Genomic DNA, 15,251 nt, shown 5'->3' on the forward strand with positions numbered 1-15,251 from the left:
TCAGTGTGCTCCCGCACTGCCCTGGCTTTTAATCGGGGCCAGCAGCAGACAAAATGGAATAAGGACAAGGGCAACAATACTCAGGCCCATAAAGACATCAATGTAGGCGAGGAAACGCGCCTGGACGATCATCTGCTTGTAGAGTTGCCCGGTGGCAATCGTGACCGGATCGCCCGCCATATGCACAAAATCTCTCACTCCCTGAGCCCAGCGCTCCACCGCCAGATTAAAGGGCTCATTGAGTGGGGTCATATTATCCACCAGTTGCGCGCTACGCGCCTGTGAACGCTCGGTAATCATCGCCGTAGAGAGCGAGATGCCAATCGAACCAGCTACGTTACGGAACATGGTAAACAGCGCTGAAGCGTCCGCATTCAGCCGCTGCGGGATGGTGACAAAGGCAATGGTCGTCAGCGGCACAAACAGGAAGCCCAGACCGATGGTCTGGAAGCTGCGCATAATCACCAGCGAAGTAAAATCGATATCCGGGGTCAGCGTTGACGAGTAGATAAACGACACGCCGAGCAGCAAAAAGCCGAAGGCGATCAGTATTCGCGTCTGGATGATCGGCATCAGCTTCAGCACCAGCGGGATAGACAGTACGATCAGCACGGCTCCGGGCGACAGCACAAGCCCGGACAGGGTGGCGGTATAGCCCAGATCCTGCTGCGCCAGCTGCGGGATGACCACCGAGCTGCCATACAGAATGGCGGCCATGCCGGCCATCAGCAGACAGGCCACCGCAAAGTTGCGATCCTTCAGCACATGCAAGTCAACCACCGGCCTTTTAGCATACATCAGCCAGTAAATTGCCCCGACAATGCCGGTCAGCGCCAGCAGCGCGAAAGTAACAATAAAGCTGGACTGGAACCAGTCTTCATCTTCCCCGCGATCCATCATCACCTGCAGGCAACCCAGGCCCAGGGTGATCAGGCTGATACCGATATAGTCGACGCGCAGCTTGCCCTTCGCCCATTTACGCTCCCACGGCGGATCTTCCAGCAACTGGTAAATGGCCAGCACGCTGAGAATACCCACCGGAATATTGATGAAGAAGACCCACCGCCAGCTGTAGTTATCGGTGATCCAGCCCCCCAGCGTCGGGCCCAGCACCGGGGCCACGATAATGGCAATCGAAGACAAACCAAAGGCCTTGCCGCGATCCTCAGGCTTAAAATAGTCCAGCAGTACCGACTGCTGCACCGGCTGCAGTCCACCGCCAAAAAAGCCCTGTAAAATGCGGAACAGGATAATCTGCCACAGCTCGGTGGCGATACCGCAGAGAAAAGAACAGACCGTAAACATCACAATGCAGATCAGGAAAAACTGTTTTCTCCCCAGCAGGCGGCTGAGGAAAGCAGAAATGGGCAGGACGATGCCGTTGGCGACCAGATAAGAGGTCAGTACCCAGGTGGATTCGTCGTAGCTGGCAGACAGTGACCCCGCCACGTGCGGCAGGGCAACATTGACGATGGTGGTGTCCAGGATCTCCATAAACACCGCCAGCGTCACCGTCATCGCCACCAGCCACGGGTTACTGGCGGGCTTCCAGCTCTGCGCGGAATTCATTCCAGCGTGACCTTCGGTTCAACCGACAGACCAATCGGCAGCGGACGGTTCGGGTCAAGCCCTTTATCAATGACGATTTTCACCGGTACGCGCTGAACGATTTTCACGTAGTTGCCGGTGGCATTCTCAGACGGGAAAGCCGAGAAACGCGATCCACTGCCCATCTGCACACTGTCGACGTGCCCTTCCAGCTTCATGTCCGGCCAGGCGTCGACGCCAATTTCAACTTTGTCGCCCGGCTTCATTCGGGCCAGCTGTGACTCTTTAAAGTTAGCCACAATCCACACGTCCGGAGACACCAGAGAAAATAAGGACGAGCCTGCCTGTACCAGCGTACCGACCTGCACATTACGCTTAGTCACAAAACCATCGTAAGGGGCACGAACCTCGGTGTAGGAAAGATTGAGGTTGGCGGTATTAAGCTGTGCCTGGGCCTGTTCAACCTGGCTCTGACGTGCCTCAACATTGGTTTCCTGCTGACGGATTTGCAGTGCGACCTGAGAAGCTACCTCAACCTGAGCCTGGGCATTCGCCAGTTCCGCTCTGGCACTGCGTAACTGGGCGTTCGCCGTATCAATATTCCGCTGTGACGTCGCCCGGGGGTCGACGCCGCGCTGACGTTTATCATCCGCCTGGGCGTTCATATAATTTGCCTGGGCGCGCGCTAACTGTGCCAGCGCCTGGTCTTTCTGTGCCGGATACTGCACTTTAGCCAGCGCCAGCTGTGCCTGCGCCTGATGCAGTTGTGCCTGAGCCAGCCCCAGCTGTGCCTGCGCCTGTTCGCGCTGGGCAGTGGTATCCCTGGGGTCAATCACCACCAGCAGATCGCCCTTCTTCACCCGCTGGTTGTCCTTTACCCTCAGCTCGGTGACATAGCCGGACGCTTTAGGCGCAATAGTGACAGCATCGGCTTCGGTAAAGGCATCGTCAGTAGTTTCAATATTACGGGTGGTCAACCAGAACCACAGCGCCACCACCAGCATCAGGAGGATCACTATCGCCAGAATAATCAGCGGCTTTTTGCCGGGACGTTTGCGCTGAACCTCTTCATCTTCATGTGAAGAGCCATTTTGATGCTGGTTTTCATCATCGGGTACGGAAGGTGTTTGATTAGCCATAGTATCCATCAGTAAAAAGTCCCCTGTTCAGGGGACGCAATTTTTTCAGTCTGGTATAACCATAGGGCTAAAATTGACAAATGCCAGGGTTTCCTGACAAAAGCAGAATTGCCTGACGTCAGGAAGCATGAATAAACAAAAACAATCCCCACCCGGTGAGCAGCGCCCAAAGCAACATAGGCACCGAATAGAGATGAAAGTGCCACCAGATGGCGCGATCTTTCGCCATCCGCAACGCGATCAGATTCGCCAGCGATCCCGGCAGCAGGCCAAAGCCACCAATGTTCACCGCCCAGGCCAGCAGTACAGACGGAGGGAGGCTGCTCAACAGAAGGATCGTTGCCGGGACATTACTGATCACCTGCGACAGCCCCGCCGCCATCAGAAACTGCCCACCCTGTGATAATTGCCCCGTCGTCTGTAACAACGACTGGATGGCTGGCAGCCGGGTAAGTAAAAAGACATCGATAAACATCACGATAAACACCACCAGCAGACTCCAGTCGATCCCCAGCAGGATACGACGGGCCATCACCAGGAAAATCGCAAATACCAGCAGCAGCCCCCAGACAGCGAAATCAAGCTCAAGCGCGACGATAAACAGCAGATACAGTACCGCACTGGTATACAACAGAGAGCGCTGCCACGTTGCCGCGTCCTGTTCCTGATGGCGCTCAATTTTCTTTGCACGAAAACAGAAGACCGTCAGCAACAGCAGGCTGGCGACCAGCCATCCGGCCAGCGGCAGCATCTGAACAATAAATCCGGCAAACCCGGCATCACCATGACGCCACAGCAGGATATTTTGCGGGTTACCGATCGGCGTCAGTAGCGAACCGGCATTCACCGCCAGCGCTTCGAAGATAATCAGCCGGGCAACCGGCAGCGCAGAGTATTTACGCAGAGACAGGGTGAGCGGCACCAGAATAAACAGCGCCACATCGTTCGTCAGGAAGGTTGAAAGCAGCGCCGCTGCCGCGACCAGGAACAATGCCAGCTGGCGCTGATGGCTGAACCCCTGCACCAGGCGTCGACCCAGCACATCAAAATAGCCGCTGGCTTCGATGCCCTTGGTCAGCATCAGCAGGCCGGAAAGCGTGATAATGGTCGGCCAGTCAACAGCAGCCGGCAGTTCAGCCAGCTGGAAGGGAACAAAACAGGCCAGTATCAGCCCCAGGACTACCAACAGATGCAGAAAATGATCGTGCAAAAAAGGTCTTAGCAATGAGGTCATGCTGGCGCGCCATGTTATGTCCCGACATTCTGACGCTGTATTACAGGGAATCCGGCCTGCGGGTGCGCTCCTCAGGCGGTTGCAGACAGCGTCAGTGATCGGAGATAAATAAAGGGGGGTTAACGACTTTCGCTAAATTTTTTGAAGATTGCCAGTGTTTCATCACTGACATGATGTTCAATACCTTCGGCATCACGGCGGGCGGTGTCGGGGCTGATCCCCAGCGCCAGCAGAAAGGTTTCAACAATATGATGGCGTTCGCGACTCTCTTCTGCCAGTTTTTCTCCTTCCGGCGTCAGGAACACGCCCCGGTAAGGCACCTGCTCAACCAGTCCCCCGGTCGCCAGGCGTTTCAGCATTTTGGCCACCGTCGGCTGCGACACGCCCAGACGGGCGGCCATATCGACCTGGCGGGCCTCTCCAAATTCTCGGATCAGATCGGAGATCAACTCGACATAGTCATCGATCAATTCACGGCGGTGCGCTTCCCGCACCTGGCGGAAGCCTTCGACATGCTCTTCAATATCTTTCAGTGGCGCGGGCACTGCAATTTTTGCGCGACGACTCATTAAGCTTCCTCTTCTTATCAACCGACGCATTATATACCGAAAAGCCGCACCAGTCTGTTGTGGCACACAGTGTAAACGAACCGCGGGCCAGCACAAAATTTAGCATCTTAGCTATGGCTATAGGGTATAGCCTGTGCTATACCTGATGATAATTCGTTCATATCCTGACTGCCCGGAGGGACATCAGATGAAAGTACCGCTGTTATTAAGATTATTTTGCCGTTCGCCGTTTACACTGCGACTGATGCTGCTGGAAATGCTGGTCAATTCGAAGCCTGCCGGTCAGGCTTCTTAACCCGCCAGCGCCGTAACTGACTATTTTGTCAGCGACTTCACAGAACTTATTGATATTGCTGGTTGCCTTTCAGTAAAACAGCGATTATCGTGCCAGCCTTTCGTTAAGAGTGCAGGCCGATTGGGCACCACCCCACCCCATCCCCCCTTATCTGACGAGTAGTATCAGGCAGTCAGCCACTTCAGCGTCGAACTGAGCGGCCGCTATAGATCTCCCTAATAAGAACCAATAATGAATCTGACATTAATTAAAACTGCGTCCGCAGGCCGTTATCGTGCCTGGATTAGCCCGTATGTTGGGCTGTATTTGCTGTTGTCCGCCCTGATTAACCTGGCCTTTGGCTACCCGATAAGCGGTTTATACACGCTGGCGTTTACCGCGCTACTGGTATTGCTGGCGGCCGTCGCGCTAACGTCACAGAAAATATTGATCGCCGCCTGTGCGACCATTGCCGGCTTTTACTATCCCTTTGGTCAGGTCTATGGCCCACCTAATTTTAATACCCTGCTGGCACTGCACGCGACAAACGTGGAGGAAGCCAGTGAAATCCTGCTGATCTTCCCACTGCACGACTATGTTATCGGGCTGGCCATCCTTATCGTGGGCGCGGTAGCCCTGATGCGTAAACCCCGGGTAAAACAGCCCTGGGGACACCCGGAAAGCGCCTGTCTTGCCTTCGTGCTGGTTGCCTTGATAACCCAGCCCGTGATCAATCAGCTGACCGGGGGGGTATTTAACCTGAAAGATACCGGCTTCCCGATGGCACGCTTTGTAAAAGATACGATTGAAAGCAAGCTGTCAGTCGATAAAGAGATTGACCGCATGAACCAGCTGGCCACGCTGAAAGATGACTGGCATGTGACCAGCGTTAAGCCACAGCAGCAAATTTATGTGGTGGTCATTGGTGAAAGTGCCAGGCGGGATGCGCTTGGGGCATTTGGCGGGCGCTGGGATAACACCCCCTTTGCCAGCCAGCTGAACGGACAATTTTTTACCCACTACACTTCAGCGGCCTCCTCAACGCAAAAATCCCTGGGCCTGACCCTGACCCAGGTGGTGGACGGTAAACCTGAATATCAGAACAATATTATTACGCTGGCCAACCGTGCTGGTTTTGATACCTGGTGGTTGTCCAATCAGGGGCAGATTGGTCAGTTTGATACACCGATAGCCAGCATTGCCCGCCGGGCGAAAAACGTGCATTTTCTTAAAAACGGCGACTTTGAAGCCGATAAAGCGACTCGCGATGAAGACCTGCTGAATTTTACTCCGGCGGCGCTGACCCATCCGGTCGATCGCCCTCGTCTGCTGGTGTATCACCTGGTCGGTTCTCACCCGAAAGCCTGCGACCGGACGCGGGGGCGCTACGTGGAGCGCCTGCACTCACTGGAGACTTCCTGTTACCTCTACAGCGTGACCCAGACCGACGGTTTCCTGCAGCAGCTCTGGCAGCAGTTGCACAGCAGCGGACTGACTTTTTCGATGATCTATTTTTCCGATCACGGGCTGGCTTTTAAAGAAAAAGGCACCCGCAACGAATACCTGACCCACGATGATAAATACCGGCAGAATTTTGAGGTGCCTATGTTTATCAGCTCAGGCAATGATCGTCGCCATCAGAAAATTGCCACACCCCGTTCGGCCAATGATTTTATGATGCTGTTTTCACAGTGGACCGGGATCCAGAGTCAGGAAATCGTGCCGCGCTATCGCTTTATTTCAGAAGATAAAGGCCCGGCTATTGAGGTGACCAACTTTGCTCTCAAGCGTCTGCCGTTTAGCCAGCTACAGCAGGATCCCTTTGCGAAATAAGCAGTAAAAGGCTGGCCTTCAGACAAAAAAAATCCGCCCCGGGGGGCGGATTCTTCAACGTCAGTCCGGATAACGGACTTGCGGTTAGCAACTTAGAAGCTGTAACCTACGCCAGCAGTCCAGGTGCCAACGTCAACGTTGCGGATACGGCTCTGCTCGTAACCCACGTCCAGAGCGATGTCCTGGATTGGGTTGAACTGCAGGCCAGCACCGTAGGAGAAACCTACGTCGCTTGAATTATAACGCTCACGGTTTGGTTCGTTGTACTGGTATTTGCCATAGCCGATACCAACAACACCGTAGATGCTTGCCCAGTCATTCAGACGGTAAGCTGGACCACCAGTGATGCCATAGTACTGGCCCTTGATGTAGTCGCCTGCATCAGTACGATCTTTCTCAGTGTAAGTGAAAGAACCGATCCAACCCAGTGCATCGCTGCCGTTTTCGTAGCGGTACTTCAGGTTGAAACCGTTAGCTTTGTTTGCCACGCCCTGGTAATCGCTCTGAGCGTAACCACCGGTAACGGTGCTCTGTGCCATTGCTGAACCAGCAGATACTGCCAGAACGCAAGCTAATGCTGAAAGACATGCAATTTTTTTCATAACCACCTCAAATGTGAAAGTACTTCTCTCCTGACAACGCTGAAAATATAACAAAAATCAGCAAGAAACTCTGCCCTGATTTTGTTGTCTAAGAGAATGTTTGGTGTAACAGAAAGTTAATGATCGCATCTATGTCATTCTTTTTTCTTATAATTCCCGCATTTTAACGCCTGATCATTTCGTGTGTAAAAAAACCGTCATTGAGATAAATCCTAATCATTTCTGACAATTCTTTACTGAACTGGTACTGAATTTTAAGAAAACCGAACTTTTCGCACGGAATATTCTTCGCCAATACTGAGATTACCCGAGCCTTTCAGTACACTGTCAACGCAAACTCTCCTCATAAACGGAACATTAAGGCGGGAACACCGGATGTCCTCTTCACGCGTTATCAATTCAGTCTGGCTACCTGTCATGGTGCTTGTGATTGCCATGATCTCTATTCAGGGCGGTGCCGCGCTGGCTAAAACCCTCTTCCCAACCGTTGGTGCGCCAGGTATTACCGCCCTGAGGCTGGGGCTGGGCACGCTGATACTATGTGCCATCTTTAAGCCATGGCGGCTGCGTTTTGCGCGGCAGCAAATTGTCCCGCTGGTGATATATGGTCTGGCTCTGGGGGGCATGAACTACACCTTCTATTTATCGATACAAACCGTCCCCCTGGGTATTGCTGTGGCGCTGGAATTTACGGGTCCACTGGTGCTGGCACTTGCCGGCTCGCGCCGCCCGCTCGATTTTCTCTGGGTGGCACTGGCCGTCACCGGGCTGATTTTCCTGCTTCCGATCGGACACAATATCAACAGTATTGATCCCATCGGCGCGCTGTACGCGCTGACCGCCGGTGCCCTGTGGGCAGTTTATATCCTGTCGGGCAAACGGGCAGGCAGCCAGCACGGCCCGGCTACCGTCGCGGCCGGTTCACTGATCGGTGCGCTGGTCTTCGTCCCGCTGGGGCTGGTATATGCCAACCCCGGAATATGGACGCTGTCACTGATCCCGATTGGCCTGGCGATCGCCGTCCTGTCCAGCGCCCTGCCCTACTCGCTGGAGATGGTAGCCCTGACCCGTCTGCCTGCACGTACTTTCGGGACGCTGATGAGTCTGGAGCCCGCGATGGCCGCGATGTCCGGCATGCTGTTTCTTGGCGAACGGCTGACGCTGGTACAGTGGCTGGCCCTGCTGGCGATTATTACCGCCTCTGCAGGTTCGACCCTGACCATGCGCCCGCCCAAGCGTGACATTGACCCGGTAGGGGAAATCAGGGAATAAAATTAACAGCCGCAGCGAAAATACATTCACGGTGGGTGACTGCCCGCCATCGTTATTTTTTAGCAAATTTCGCCATTCATTGGTTAATTTAAGCGCAATGAAACACTTTGTTATTAATATAATCAACCTGAATTAAACAATTTTAAAAAAATCAAATAAAACAAGGTGATAAATAAAAATAACAAATGAAAATCATTCGCATTTTTATTCTGTATACCGATTAACGGCCTCTGTTTACTCAACCGGGGCCTGCTATTCCAGCAATAGGCAGTATCTTTCCTGCAAGGTTAAAAATGAGTGCTATACTTATTCCCGTATTCAATTAGGACAACCTGACTTCAAGAGGATATTAATGATGAGTACCGCTAAACTGGTTAAAGCAAAATCTTCTGATCTGATTTACACCCGTAACGACGTGGCCGAAGACGACAAAAAAGCCACCATTGAGGTGCTTAATCGTCTGGTTATTGAATTTATCGATCTGTCCCTGATCACCAAGCAGGCCCACTGGAATATGCGTGGCGCTAACTTCATCGGCGTGCATGAGATGCTGGACGGCTTCCGCACGGCGATCACGGAACATCAGGACACCATCGCGGAACGCGTGGTGCAACTGGGCGGTGTGGCGCTGGGGACTACGCAGATTGTGGCGGACAGAACCCCTCTGAAAAGCTACCCGCTGAACATCCACAGCGTGCAGGATCATCTTAAAGCACTGGCTGACCGCTACGGCATCGTGGCTAATGATGTCCGTAAAGCGATTGGTGAAGTCGCTGATGAAGACACTGCGGACATCTTTACCGCCGCTTCCCGCGATCTGGATAAGTTCCTGTGGTTTATCGAATCTAACATCGAATAACGTCACTCCTGTCCGTGACATTATGGGGTGATATTGCTCACCCTTTTAGAAACAGAGGAATATATCCTCTGTTTTTTTTTGCTTTTCTTGTTCAAAAGTAAGACGTCAACGACATTTAATTGCTACCCCCCGCCACTATCTGTTGTTTTTATCCCGCAATTTGCTAAAACTGCTGCTGCACCACAATAAACATAACGCACCATAACGGGGCACCAAAAAAGTGCACCACAGTGAACCCTGCCAACAGCATGAAGAAAAACTGCATCCAACACCCTGTTTTTCAACAAATTTTACAAGTTGGCACGAATATTTCATAGGGCTGCGGGCATTTAATCGGAAAAGACCTTTCCCGAGAAGCGATAAGGATAAAATGATGAAGTCAATTTTTAAGGTTTCTCTTGCTGCGCTGACATTAGCGTTTGCCATGTCTTCCACGGCTGCTGACAAAAAACTGGTTGTTGCTACCGATACCGCTTTCGTGCCTTTCGAATTCAAACAGGGCGATAAATATGTCGGTTTCGACATTGACCTGTGGGACGCGATCGCGAAACAGCTGAACATGGAATATACCCTGAAACCTATGGATTTCAGCGGCATCATCCCCGCACTGCAAACCCGTAACGTTGACCTGGCTCTGGCCGGGATCACCATTACCCCAGAGCGCCAGAAAGCCATTGATTTCTCAGACGGCTACTACAAAAGCGGCCTGTTAGTGATGGTGAAAGCCGGCAATGATGCCATTAAAAGCATCAATGATCTGAACGGCAAAGTCGTGGCAGTCAAGAGCGGCACCGGGTCGGTTGACTACGCTAAACAACACATCAAATTTAAAGATCTGCGTCAGTTCCCGAACATCGATAATGCCTACATGGAATTAGGTACAAACCGTGCCGATGCGGTTCTGCACGATACGCCAAATATTCTTTACTTCATCCATACCGCAGGCAAAGGCCAGTTCAAAGCCGTCGGTGACTCTATTGAAGCCCAGCAGTACGGCATTGCCTTCCCGAAAGGCAGCGATGAATTGCGCGAAAAAGTTAACGGCGCACTGAAAACGCTGCGCGATAACGGCACCTATAACACTCTCTACAAAAAATGGTTCGGCAGCGAACCTAAATAATAAGAATAATACCGCCGTACTTAAACGCAGGAGTGTGATGCCCTGCGTTTTTTCCACATCAACAAAATGGTTTAGATCCGGAGAATAAACATGCAGTTTGACTGGAGCGCCATCTGGCCTGCAATTCCAATCCTGCTTGAAGGCGCCAAAATGACCCTGTGGATTTCGGTCCTCGGTCTGCTTGGTGGTGTCATCATCGGTCTGGCTGCGGGCTTTGCCCGTGCCTACGGTGGCTGGCTTTCACGCAACATCGCGCTGGTTTTCATTGAACTGATCCGTGGCACGCCGATTGTGGTGCAGGTGATGTTTATCTATTTCGCCCTGCCTATGGCCCTGCCGGACTTCAGGATTGACCCGTTCACCGCTGCTGTGGTGACCATCATGATCAACTCCGGTGCTTATATCGCTGAAATCACCCGTGGTGCAGTTCTGTCCATTAACCGTGGCTTTCGTGAAGCCGGTCTGGCACTGGGCCTCTCCAGCCGTGAGACGCTGCGCTACGTGATTATGCCGCTGGCGCTGCGCCGCATGCTGCCCCCGCTGGGTAACCAGTGGATCGTCAGCATTAAGGACACTTCGCTGTTTATCGTCATTGGCGTGGCAGAACTGACCCGTCAGGGGCAGGAAATTATTGCCGGTAACTTCCGCGCGCTGGAAATCTGGAGCGCCGTCGCTGTTATCTATCTGATTATCACGCTGGTGCTGAGTTTTGTTCTGCGTCGCCTTGAGAGAAGGATGAAAATCCTGTGATTGAATTTAAAAATGTATCCAAGCACTTTGGTGCTACCCAGGTTCTGCATGATATCGATCTGAAAATTAATCAGGGTGAAGTGGTGGTGATTATCGGCCCTTCCGGCTCAGGTAAGTCAACGCTGCTGCGCTGTATCAATAAGCTGGAAGAGATCACCAGCGGTGAGCTGATTGTCGATGGCAAGAAAGTGAATGACCCGAAAGTGGACGATCGGCTAATCCGCCAGGAAGCCGGCATGGTGTTTCAGCAGTTCCACCTGTTCCCACAGATGAGTGCGCTGGACAACGTGGCTTTCGGGCCGATCCGCGTGCGCGGCGCGAAGAAAGAAGAAGCGCAGCGTCTGGCACGTGAACTGCTGGGCAAAGTCGGCCTGGCTGAACGGGCTAACCACTTCCCTTCCGAGCTGTCCGGTGGCCAGCAGCAGCGCGTGGCGATTGCCCGTGCACTGGCAGTGAAGCCCAAGATGATGCTGTTTGATGAGCCGACCTCTGCCCTTGACCCGGAACTGCGCCACGAAGTACTGAAAGTGATGCAGGATCTGGCCGAAGAGGGGATGACGATGGTGATCGTGACCCATGAAGTCGGCTTCGCGAAGAAAGTGGCCTCACGCCTGATCTTCATCGATAAAGGCCGTATTGCCGAAGATGGTAACCCTGACGAGTTGATCTCCAACCCGCCAAGCGCTCGTCTGCGAGAGTTCCTGCAGCACGTGTCGTAATCCCTTCAGGGGCGAACCCGCGTTCGCCCCTGCTTTCGCCTTTGTCTTAAAAAATTTGCTTTTCTCCCTGCCCCGCCTGAGGGACTATACTTTTCTGCTGCGCGCCACCACAGGAGAAGAGGATGTCTGGGTTCGCCACGCCATTGCGTATCTTTTTATTTATGCTGTTGCTCACCGGTTTTACTTCCCCTGGTCACACCGTTACGTTGCCCGCCGCCGCTGTGGCCGCCTCACAGTCTCAGCCAGCGCCTGACAGCCAGGCAGAGCCGGATATCGCAGAGAAAAAAGCCGCCTACGCCGCGCTGGCTAACATCCTTGAAAACGATCGGTCGCGCCAGGCGCTGATCGATCAGCTCCGTTCCGCAGCCTCCACGCCGGACAGCGCGAAAGAGCCTGTGCTGACGCCCCCCACGGAAGAGGAAGACAAAACCGTGCTGCAGGGCGTTACTGATGTCAGCCGTCATTTTGGCGGGGAATTTGCTTCGCGCCTGCAACAGCTCCACCACAATATTGCTAACGCCCCGCACAAGCCGTTTAATCAGCAGACTTTTTTTAACGCTCTGCAGCATTTCGCCATGCTGGCGGCGGGTCTTTTTGCGTTTTACTGGTTGATTCGCTGGGCGGTGACACCGCTTTATCGCCGTATGGGGGCCTGGGGCCGTCAGAAAAATGCCGACCGCCGCAGCTGGCTGCATTTGCCAGCGATGATCGCTGCTGCCTTTGTCATCGATCTGCTGCTGCTGGTACTGGCGCTGTTTGTCGGGCAGATCCTCAGCGATAATATGAATGCAGGGAGCCGCACCATTGCCTACCAGCAGGGTCTGTTCCTCAATGCCTTTGCCCTGATCGAATTCTTTAAAGCCATTCTTCGTCTGTTGTTCTGCCCGCGTTATCCGCAGCTGCGCTTCTTCCACCTCAGCGACGCGCGAGCGCACTACTGGAACACGCGCCTGAGCTGGTTAAGCGGGCTGATTGGCTATGGCCTGCTGGTTATCGTGCCAATTGTGTCTAATCAGGTGAACGTGCAGGTGGCCGCGCTGGTCAATGTCGCGGTGATGGGGGTGATGACCGTCTGGGCGCTGTATCTGATATTCCATAATAAACGCAATATCCAGCTTGAGCTGACGCGCCTTGCCGACCGTTCACTGGCCTTCTTCGCGCTGTTTATTCGTGCCTTTTCACTGGTCTGGCACTGGCTGGCCAGCGCCTATTTTATCGCGCTGTTTCTGTTTTCAATGTTCAACCCCGGCGACAGCCTGAAATTTATGATGGCAGCGACCGTGCGTTCACTGGCGATCGTCAGTGTGGGCGCGCTGGTATCCGGGATGCTGACGCGCTGGATCAGTAAAACGATCGTGCTGTCACCGGAACTGCGACGCAGTTATCCGGAACTGCAAAGTCGGGTGAACGGCTGGGTCTCTGCGATGCTCAAGCTGGCACGCATTATCACTGTCTTTGCCGTCACCCTGCTGCTGCTCAACGCCTGGGAACTGTTTGACCTGTGGCACTGGCTGACGGTGGGGGCGGGAGAGAAACTGGTGGATATTATCATTCGCATTGTCATGATCCTGTTCTTCTCTGCGGTGGGCTGGACGCTGCTGGCAAGCCTGATTGAGAGCCGTCTGGCCTCCGATTCTCACGGCCGCCCGATGCCCAGCGCGCGTACCCGCACGCTGCTGACGCTGTTCCGCAATGCGCTGGCGGTGATCATCAGTACCATTACGATTATGATTCTGCTGTCAGAGATTGGGGTCAATATCGCACCGCTGCTGGCAGGGGCCGGGGCACTGGGTCTGGCGATCTCCTTCGGCTCACAAACGCTGGTCAAAGACATTATTACCGGGGTGTTTATACAGTTCGAAAATGGTATGAACACCGGTGATCTGGTGACCATCGGGCCGATCACCGGCACGGTGGAACGGATGTCGATCCGATCCGTTGGCGTCCGTCAGGATACCGGGGCTTATCATATTATTCCCTGGTCTTCGATCACCACCTTCGCCAACTTTGTTCGCGGCATCGGATCGTTTGTCGCCAATTATGATGTTGACCGGCGGGAAGACGCGGAGCGCGTTAACGCCACGCTTCAGGCCGCGGTACAGGATCTGCTGGAAGATGAGAACATTCGAGGCATGGTGATCGGTGAGCCGTCATTCTCGGGCCTGGTGGGGTTAACCGATCGGTCATTTACCGTCCGCGTGTCGTTTACCACCCAGCCGCTGAAACAGTGGACGGTACGTTTTGCACTGGACGCCAGGGTGAAAAAACACTTTGATGCGGCAGGGATACAAGCCCCACACCAGACGGTGCAGGTGATGCAAAGCGGGCCTCTGGCTGACGGCGTTGCCGGTATGGCAGCTCTCGAGGCCCCGCAGTAAAAGGGTTATTTACTCAGTAAGCGGGTACGCTGTGGTTGCTCCATAAAGCTCCAGGCAAGGAAGCGGCTCTGTTTCTGCCCTTGTGCCATTTCCACGGTACGCATGGCGGCAACCTCTGCCTCTTCCAGTGCCCGCCACAGGTCCGGCAGGTGCTCCTTACGCGATACCAGCGTGGTGAACCACACGCACTGGCGGCCGAAGCGGGCGCTCTCATCGATCATCCGGTTGATGAACGCGACTTCGCCGCCTTCACACCACAGTTCATCCTGCTGCCCGCCGAAGTTAAGCGGCGAATGGCGATCGAGTCCCAGATTGCGCAGTTTGCGCTGGCTTCCCTGGTGCGCATCGGCGGCAGAGGCATGGAACGGCGGGTTACACAGCACGGCCTGATACAGCTCGTTTTTGTGAATTACACCGTTAAAAATCGCGTTAGTCTCTTTCTGACGTCGCAGACGAATGGCGCGGTTGAGCCCCGGGTTTGCTGCGATAATGGCATTCGCAGAAGTCATTGCCTGCTCATTCACTTCGCTGCCGGTAAAGCGCCACTGGTATTCACTGTGGCCGATCAGCGGATAGATCAGGTTAGCGCCACAGCCAATATCCAGAACGTTAATATCACGAGGTACGACGCGGCGGTTATCTTCCGCCAGCAGGTCAGCCAGATGATGAATATAGTCAGCACGCCCTGGCACAGGCGGGCAGAGGAAACCTTCCGGGATATCCCAGTGGGCAATCTGATAAAAATGGCGCAGTAACGCCTGGTTCAGCGCTTTCACCGCGTCCGGGTTGGCAAAGTCGACGGACTCGCTGCCCCAGTTATTGACCGCCACGAACGGTGCCAGTGGCGGGTGGCTGGCAATCAGCGCAGCAAAATCATAACGGCCGCGATGGCGGTTGCGTGGGTGAAGCACATTTTTTTCAGCAGGGGTTTTCATTGGCAATTCTCTTATCAGC

14 protein-coding genes are annotated in these 15,251 nt (G+C 53.9%); 8 read left to right on the forward strand and 6 right to left on the reverse strand.

All coding sequences use genetic code 11. The annotated features are described in order from the left end of the window. The 4 genes from K6L24_RS14495 to mntR form a co-directional block, all read right to left on the reverse strand. Positions 1-1,569, reverse strand: coding sequence for a DHA2 family efflux MFS transporter permease subunit (locus K6L24_RS14495; RefSeq protein ID WP_062746629.1), 1,569 nt, complete (start codon positions 1,567-1,569; stop codon positions 1-3). Continuing rightward, positions 1,566-2,696 carry an HlyD family secretion protein gene (locus tag K6L24_RS14500; RefSeq protein WP_118664378.1) on the reverse strand — a complete coding sequence of 377 codons (1,131 nt, stop codon included), beginning with the start codon at positions 2,694-2,696 and terminating at the stop codon, positions 1,566-1,568. Before K6L24_RS14500 ends, K6L24_RS14495 begins: the two co-directional genes overlap by 4 nt. Positions 2,697-2,805: 109 nt before the next feature. Then, positions 2,806-3,921, reverse strand: a complete 1,116-nt coding sequence (locus K6L24_RS14505) for an SLC13 family permease (protein WP_062746625.1) — start codon at positions 3,919-3,921, stop codon at positions 2,806-2,808. A 119-nt stretch (positions 3,922-4,040) separates the two neighbouring features. Next, positions 4,041-4,490, reverse strand: coding sequence for a manganese-binding transcriptional regulator MntR (gene mntR / locus K6L24_RS14510; RefSeq protein WP_062746622.1), 450 nt, complete (start codon positions 4,488-4,490; stop codon positions 4,041-4,043). Positions 4,491-4,677: 187 nt separating this feature from the next. Between mntR and K6L24_RS22545 the strand changes: the two genes are divergently transcribed. Both K6L24_RS22545 and K6L24_RS14515 read left to right on the forward strand, forming a co-directional pair. Next, on the forward strand, positions 4,678-4,785 hold the full coding sequence (locus tag K6L24_RS22545) for a hypothetical protein (RefSeq protein WP_478279657.1): 108 nt from the start codon (positions 4,678-4,680) through the stop codon (positions 4,783-4,785). A 231-nt stretch (positions 4,786-5,016) separates the two neighbouring features. After that, positions 5,017-6,597, forward strand: a complete 1,581-nt coding sequence (locus tag K6L24_RS14515; RefSeq protein WP_062746620.1) for a phosphoethanolamine transferase — start codon at positions 5,017-5,019, stop codon at positions 6,595-6,597. A 92-nt stretch (positions 6,598-6,689) separates the two neighbouring features. Here K6L24_RS14515 and ompX read toward each other — a convergent pair whose 3' ends face one another. Continuing rightward, positions 6,690-7,199 carry an outer membrane protein OmpX gene (gene ompX, locus K6L24_RS14520; RefSeq protein WP_062746618.1) on the reverse strand — a complete coding sequence of 170 codons (510 nt, stop codon included), beginning with the start codon at positions 7,197-7,199 and terminating at the stop codon, positions 6,690-6,692. 375 nt (positions 7,200-7,574) lie between these two features. Between ompX and rhtA the strand changes: the two genes are divergently transcribed. The 6 genes from rhtA to ybiO all read left to right on the forward strand — a co-directional run bounded on the left by rhtA (position 7,575) and on the right by ybiO (position 14,297). Then, complete coding sequence (gene rhtA / locus K6L24_RS14525; protein ID WP_222681596.1) at positions 7,575-8,471, forward strand: threonine/homoserine exporter RhtA; 897 nt, start codon at positions 7,575-7,577, stop codon at positions 8,469-8,471. A 355-nt stretch (positions 8,472-8,826) separates the two neighbouring features. After that, positions 8,827-9,330, forward strand: a complete 504-nt coding sequence (gene dps / locus K6L24_RS14530) for a DNA starvation/stationary phase protection protein Dps (RefSeq protein ID WP_062746613.1) — start codon at positions 8,827-8,829, stop codon at positions 9,328-9,330. Positions 9,331-9,703: 373 nt separating this feature from the next. After that, entirely contained in the window at positions 9,704-10,450 is a 747-nt protein-coding gene (glnH, locus tag K6L24_RS14535; protein WP_062746611.1) for a glutamine ABC transporter substrate-binding protein GlnH, read from the forward strand. Positions 10,451-10,540: 90 nt separating this feature from the next. After that, the gene (gene glnP, locus K6L24_RS14540) at positions 10,541-11,200 is read left to right on the forward strand and encodes a glutamine ABC transporter permease GlnP (RefSeq protein ID WP_062746608.1); all 660 of its coding nucleotides are present in this window, start codon (positions 10,541-10,543) and stop codon (positions 11,198-11,200) included. Then, positions 11,197-11,919 (forward strand): glutamine ABC transporter ATP-binding protein GlnQ, encoded by a 723-nt coding sequence (gene glnQ / locus K6L24_RS14545; protein ID WP_062746606.1) that lies wholly within the window; start codon positions 11,197-11,199, stop codon positions 11,917-11,919. Before glnP ends, glnQ begins: the two co-directional genes overlap by 4 nt. A 122-nt stretch (positions 11,920-12,041) precedes the next feature. Beyond that, positions 12,042-14,297: a mechanosensitive channel protein gene (gene ybiO / locus K6L24_RS14550; RefSeq protein WP_222681597.1), complete on the forward strand. Its 2,256-nt coding sequence runs from the start codon at positions 12,042-12,044 to the stop codon at positions 14,295-14,297. 5 nt (positions 14,298-14,302) lie between these two features. On the opposite strand, the gene rlmF is transcribed toward ybiO, so the two are convergent. After that, entirely contained in the window at positions 14,303-15,232 is a 930-nt protein-coding gene (gene rlmF / locus K6L24_RS14555) for a 23S rRNA (adenine(1618)-N(6))-methyltransferase RlmF (RefSeq protein ID WP_062746604.1), read from the reverse strand. Between the last annotated feature and the right edge of the window lie 19 nt (positions 15,233-15,251).

Origin of the sequence: Erwinia persicina (assembly GCF_019844095.1) — a bacterium.
In the GTDB taxonomy this organism is placed as follows: domain Bacteria; phylum Pseudomonadota; class Gammaproteobacteria; order Enterobacterales; family Enterobacteriaceae; genus Erwinia; species Erwinia persicina.

What these genes read in the sequence shown, in the direction of transcription:
- K6L24_RS14495 (WP_062746629.1), bottom strand. Translation starts at nt 1,569, where the DNA reads ATGAATTCCGCGCAGAGCTGGAAGCCCGCCAGTAACCCGTGGCTGGTG.
- K6L24_RS14500 (WP_118664378.1), bottom strand. Translation starts at nt 2,696, where the DNA reads ATGGATACTATGGCTAATCAAACACCTTCCGTACCCGATGATGAAAAC.
- K6L24_RS14505 (WP_062746625.1), bottom strand. Translation starts at nt 3,921, where the DNA reads ATGACCTCATTGCTAAGACCTTTTTTGCACGATCATTTTCTGCATCTG.
- mntR (WP_062746622.1), bottom strand. Translation starts at nt 4,490, where the DNA reads ATGAGTCGTCGCGCAAAAATTGCAGTGCCCGCGCCACTGAAAGATATT.
- K6L24_RS22545 (WP_478279657.1), top strand. Translation starts at nt 4,678, where the DNA reads ATGAAAGTACCGCTGTTATTAAGATTATTTTGCCGTTCGCCGTTTACA.
- K6L24_RS14515 (WP_062746620.1), top strand. Translation starts at nt 5,017, where the DNA reads ATGAATCTGACATTAATTAAAACTGCGTCCGCAGGCCGTTATCGTGCC.
- ompX (WP_062746618.1), bottom strand. Translation starts at nt 7,199, where the DNA reads ATGAAAAAAATTGCATGTCTTTCAGCATTAGCTTGCGTTCTGGCAGTA.
- rhtA (WP_222681596.1), top strand. Translation starts at nt 7,575, where the DNA reads ATGTCCTCTTCACGCGTTATCAATTCAGTCTGGCTACCTGTCATGGTG.
- dps (WP_062746613.1), top strand. Translation starts at nt 8,827, where the DNA reads ATGAGTACCGCTAAACTGGTTAAAGCAAAATCTTCTGATCTGATTTAC.
- glnH (WP_062746611.1), top strand. Translation starts at nt 9,704, where the DNA reads ATGAAGTCAATTTTTAAGGTTTCTCTTGCTGCGCTGACATTAGCGTTT.
- glnP (WP_062746608.1), top strand. Translation starts at nt 10,541, where the DNA reads ATGCAGTTTGACTGGAGCGCCATCTGGCCTGCAATTCCAATCCTGCTT.
- ybiO (WP_222681597.1), top strand. Translation starts at nt 12,042, where the DNA reads ATGTCTGGGTTCGCCACGCCATTGCGTATCTTTTTATTTATGCTGTTG.
- rlmF (WP_062746604.1), bottom strand. Translation starts at nt 15,232, where the DNA reads ATGAAAACCCCTGCTGAAAAAAATGTGCTTCACCCACGCAACCGCCAT.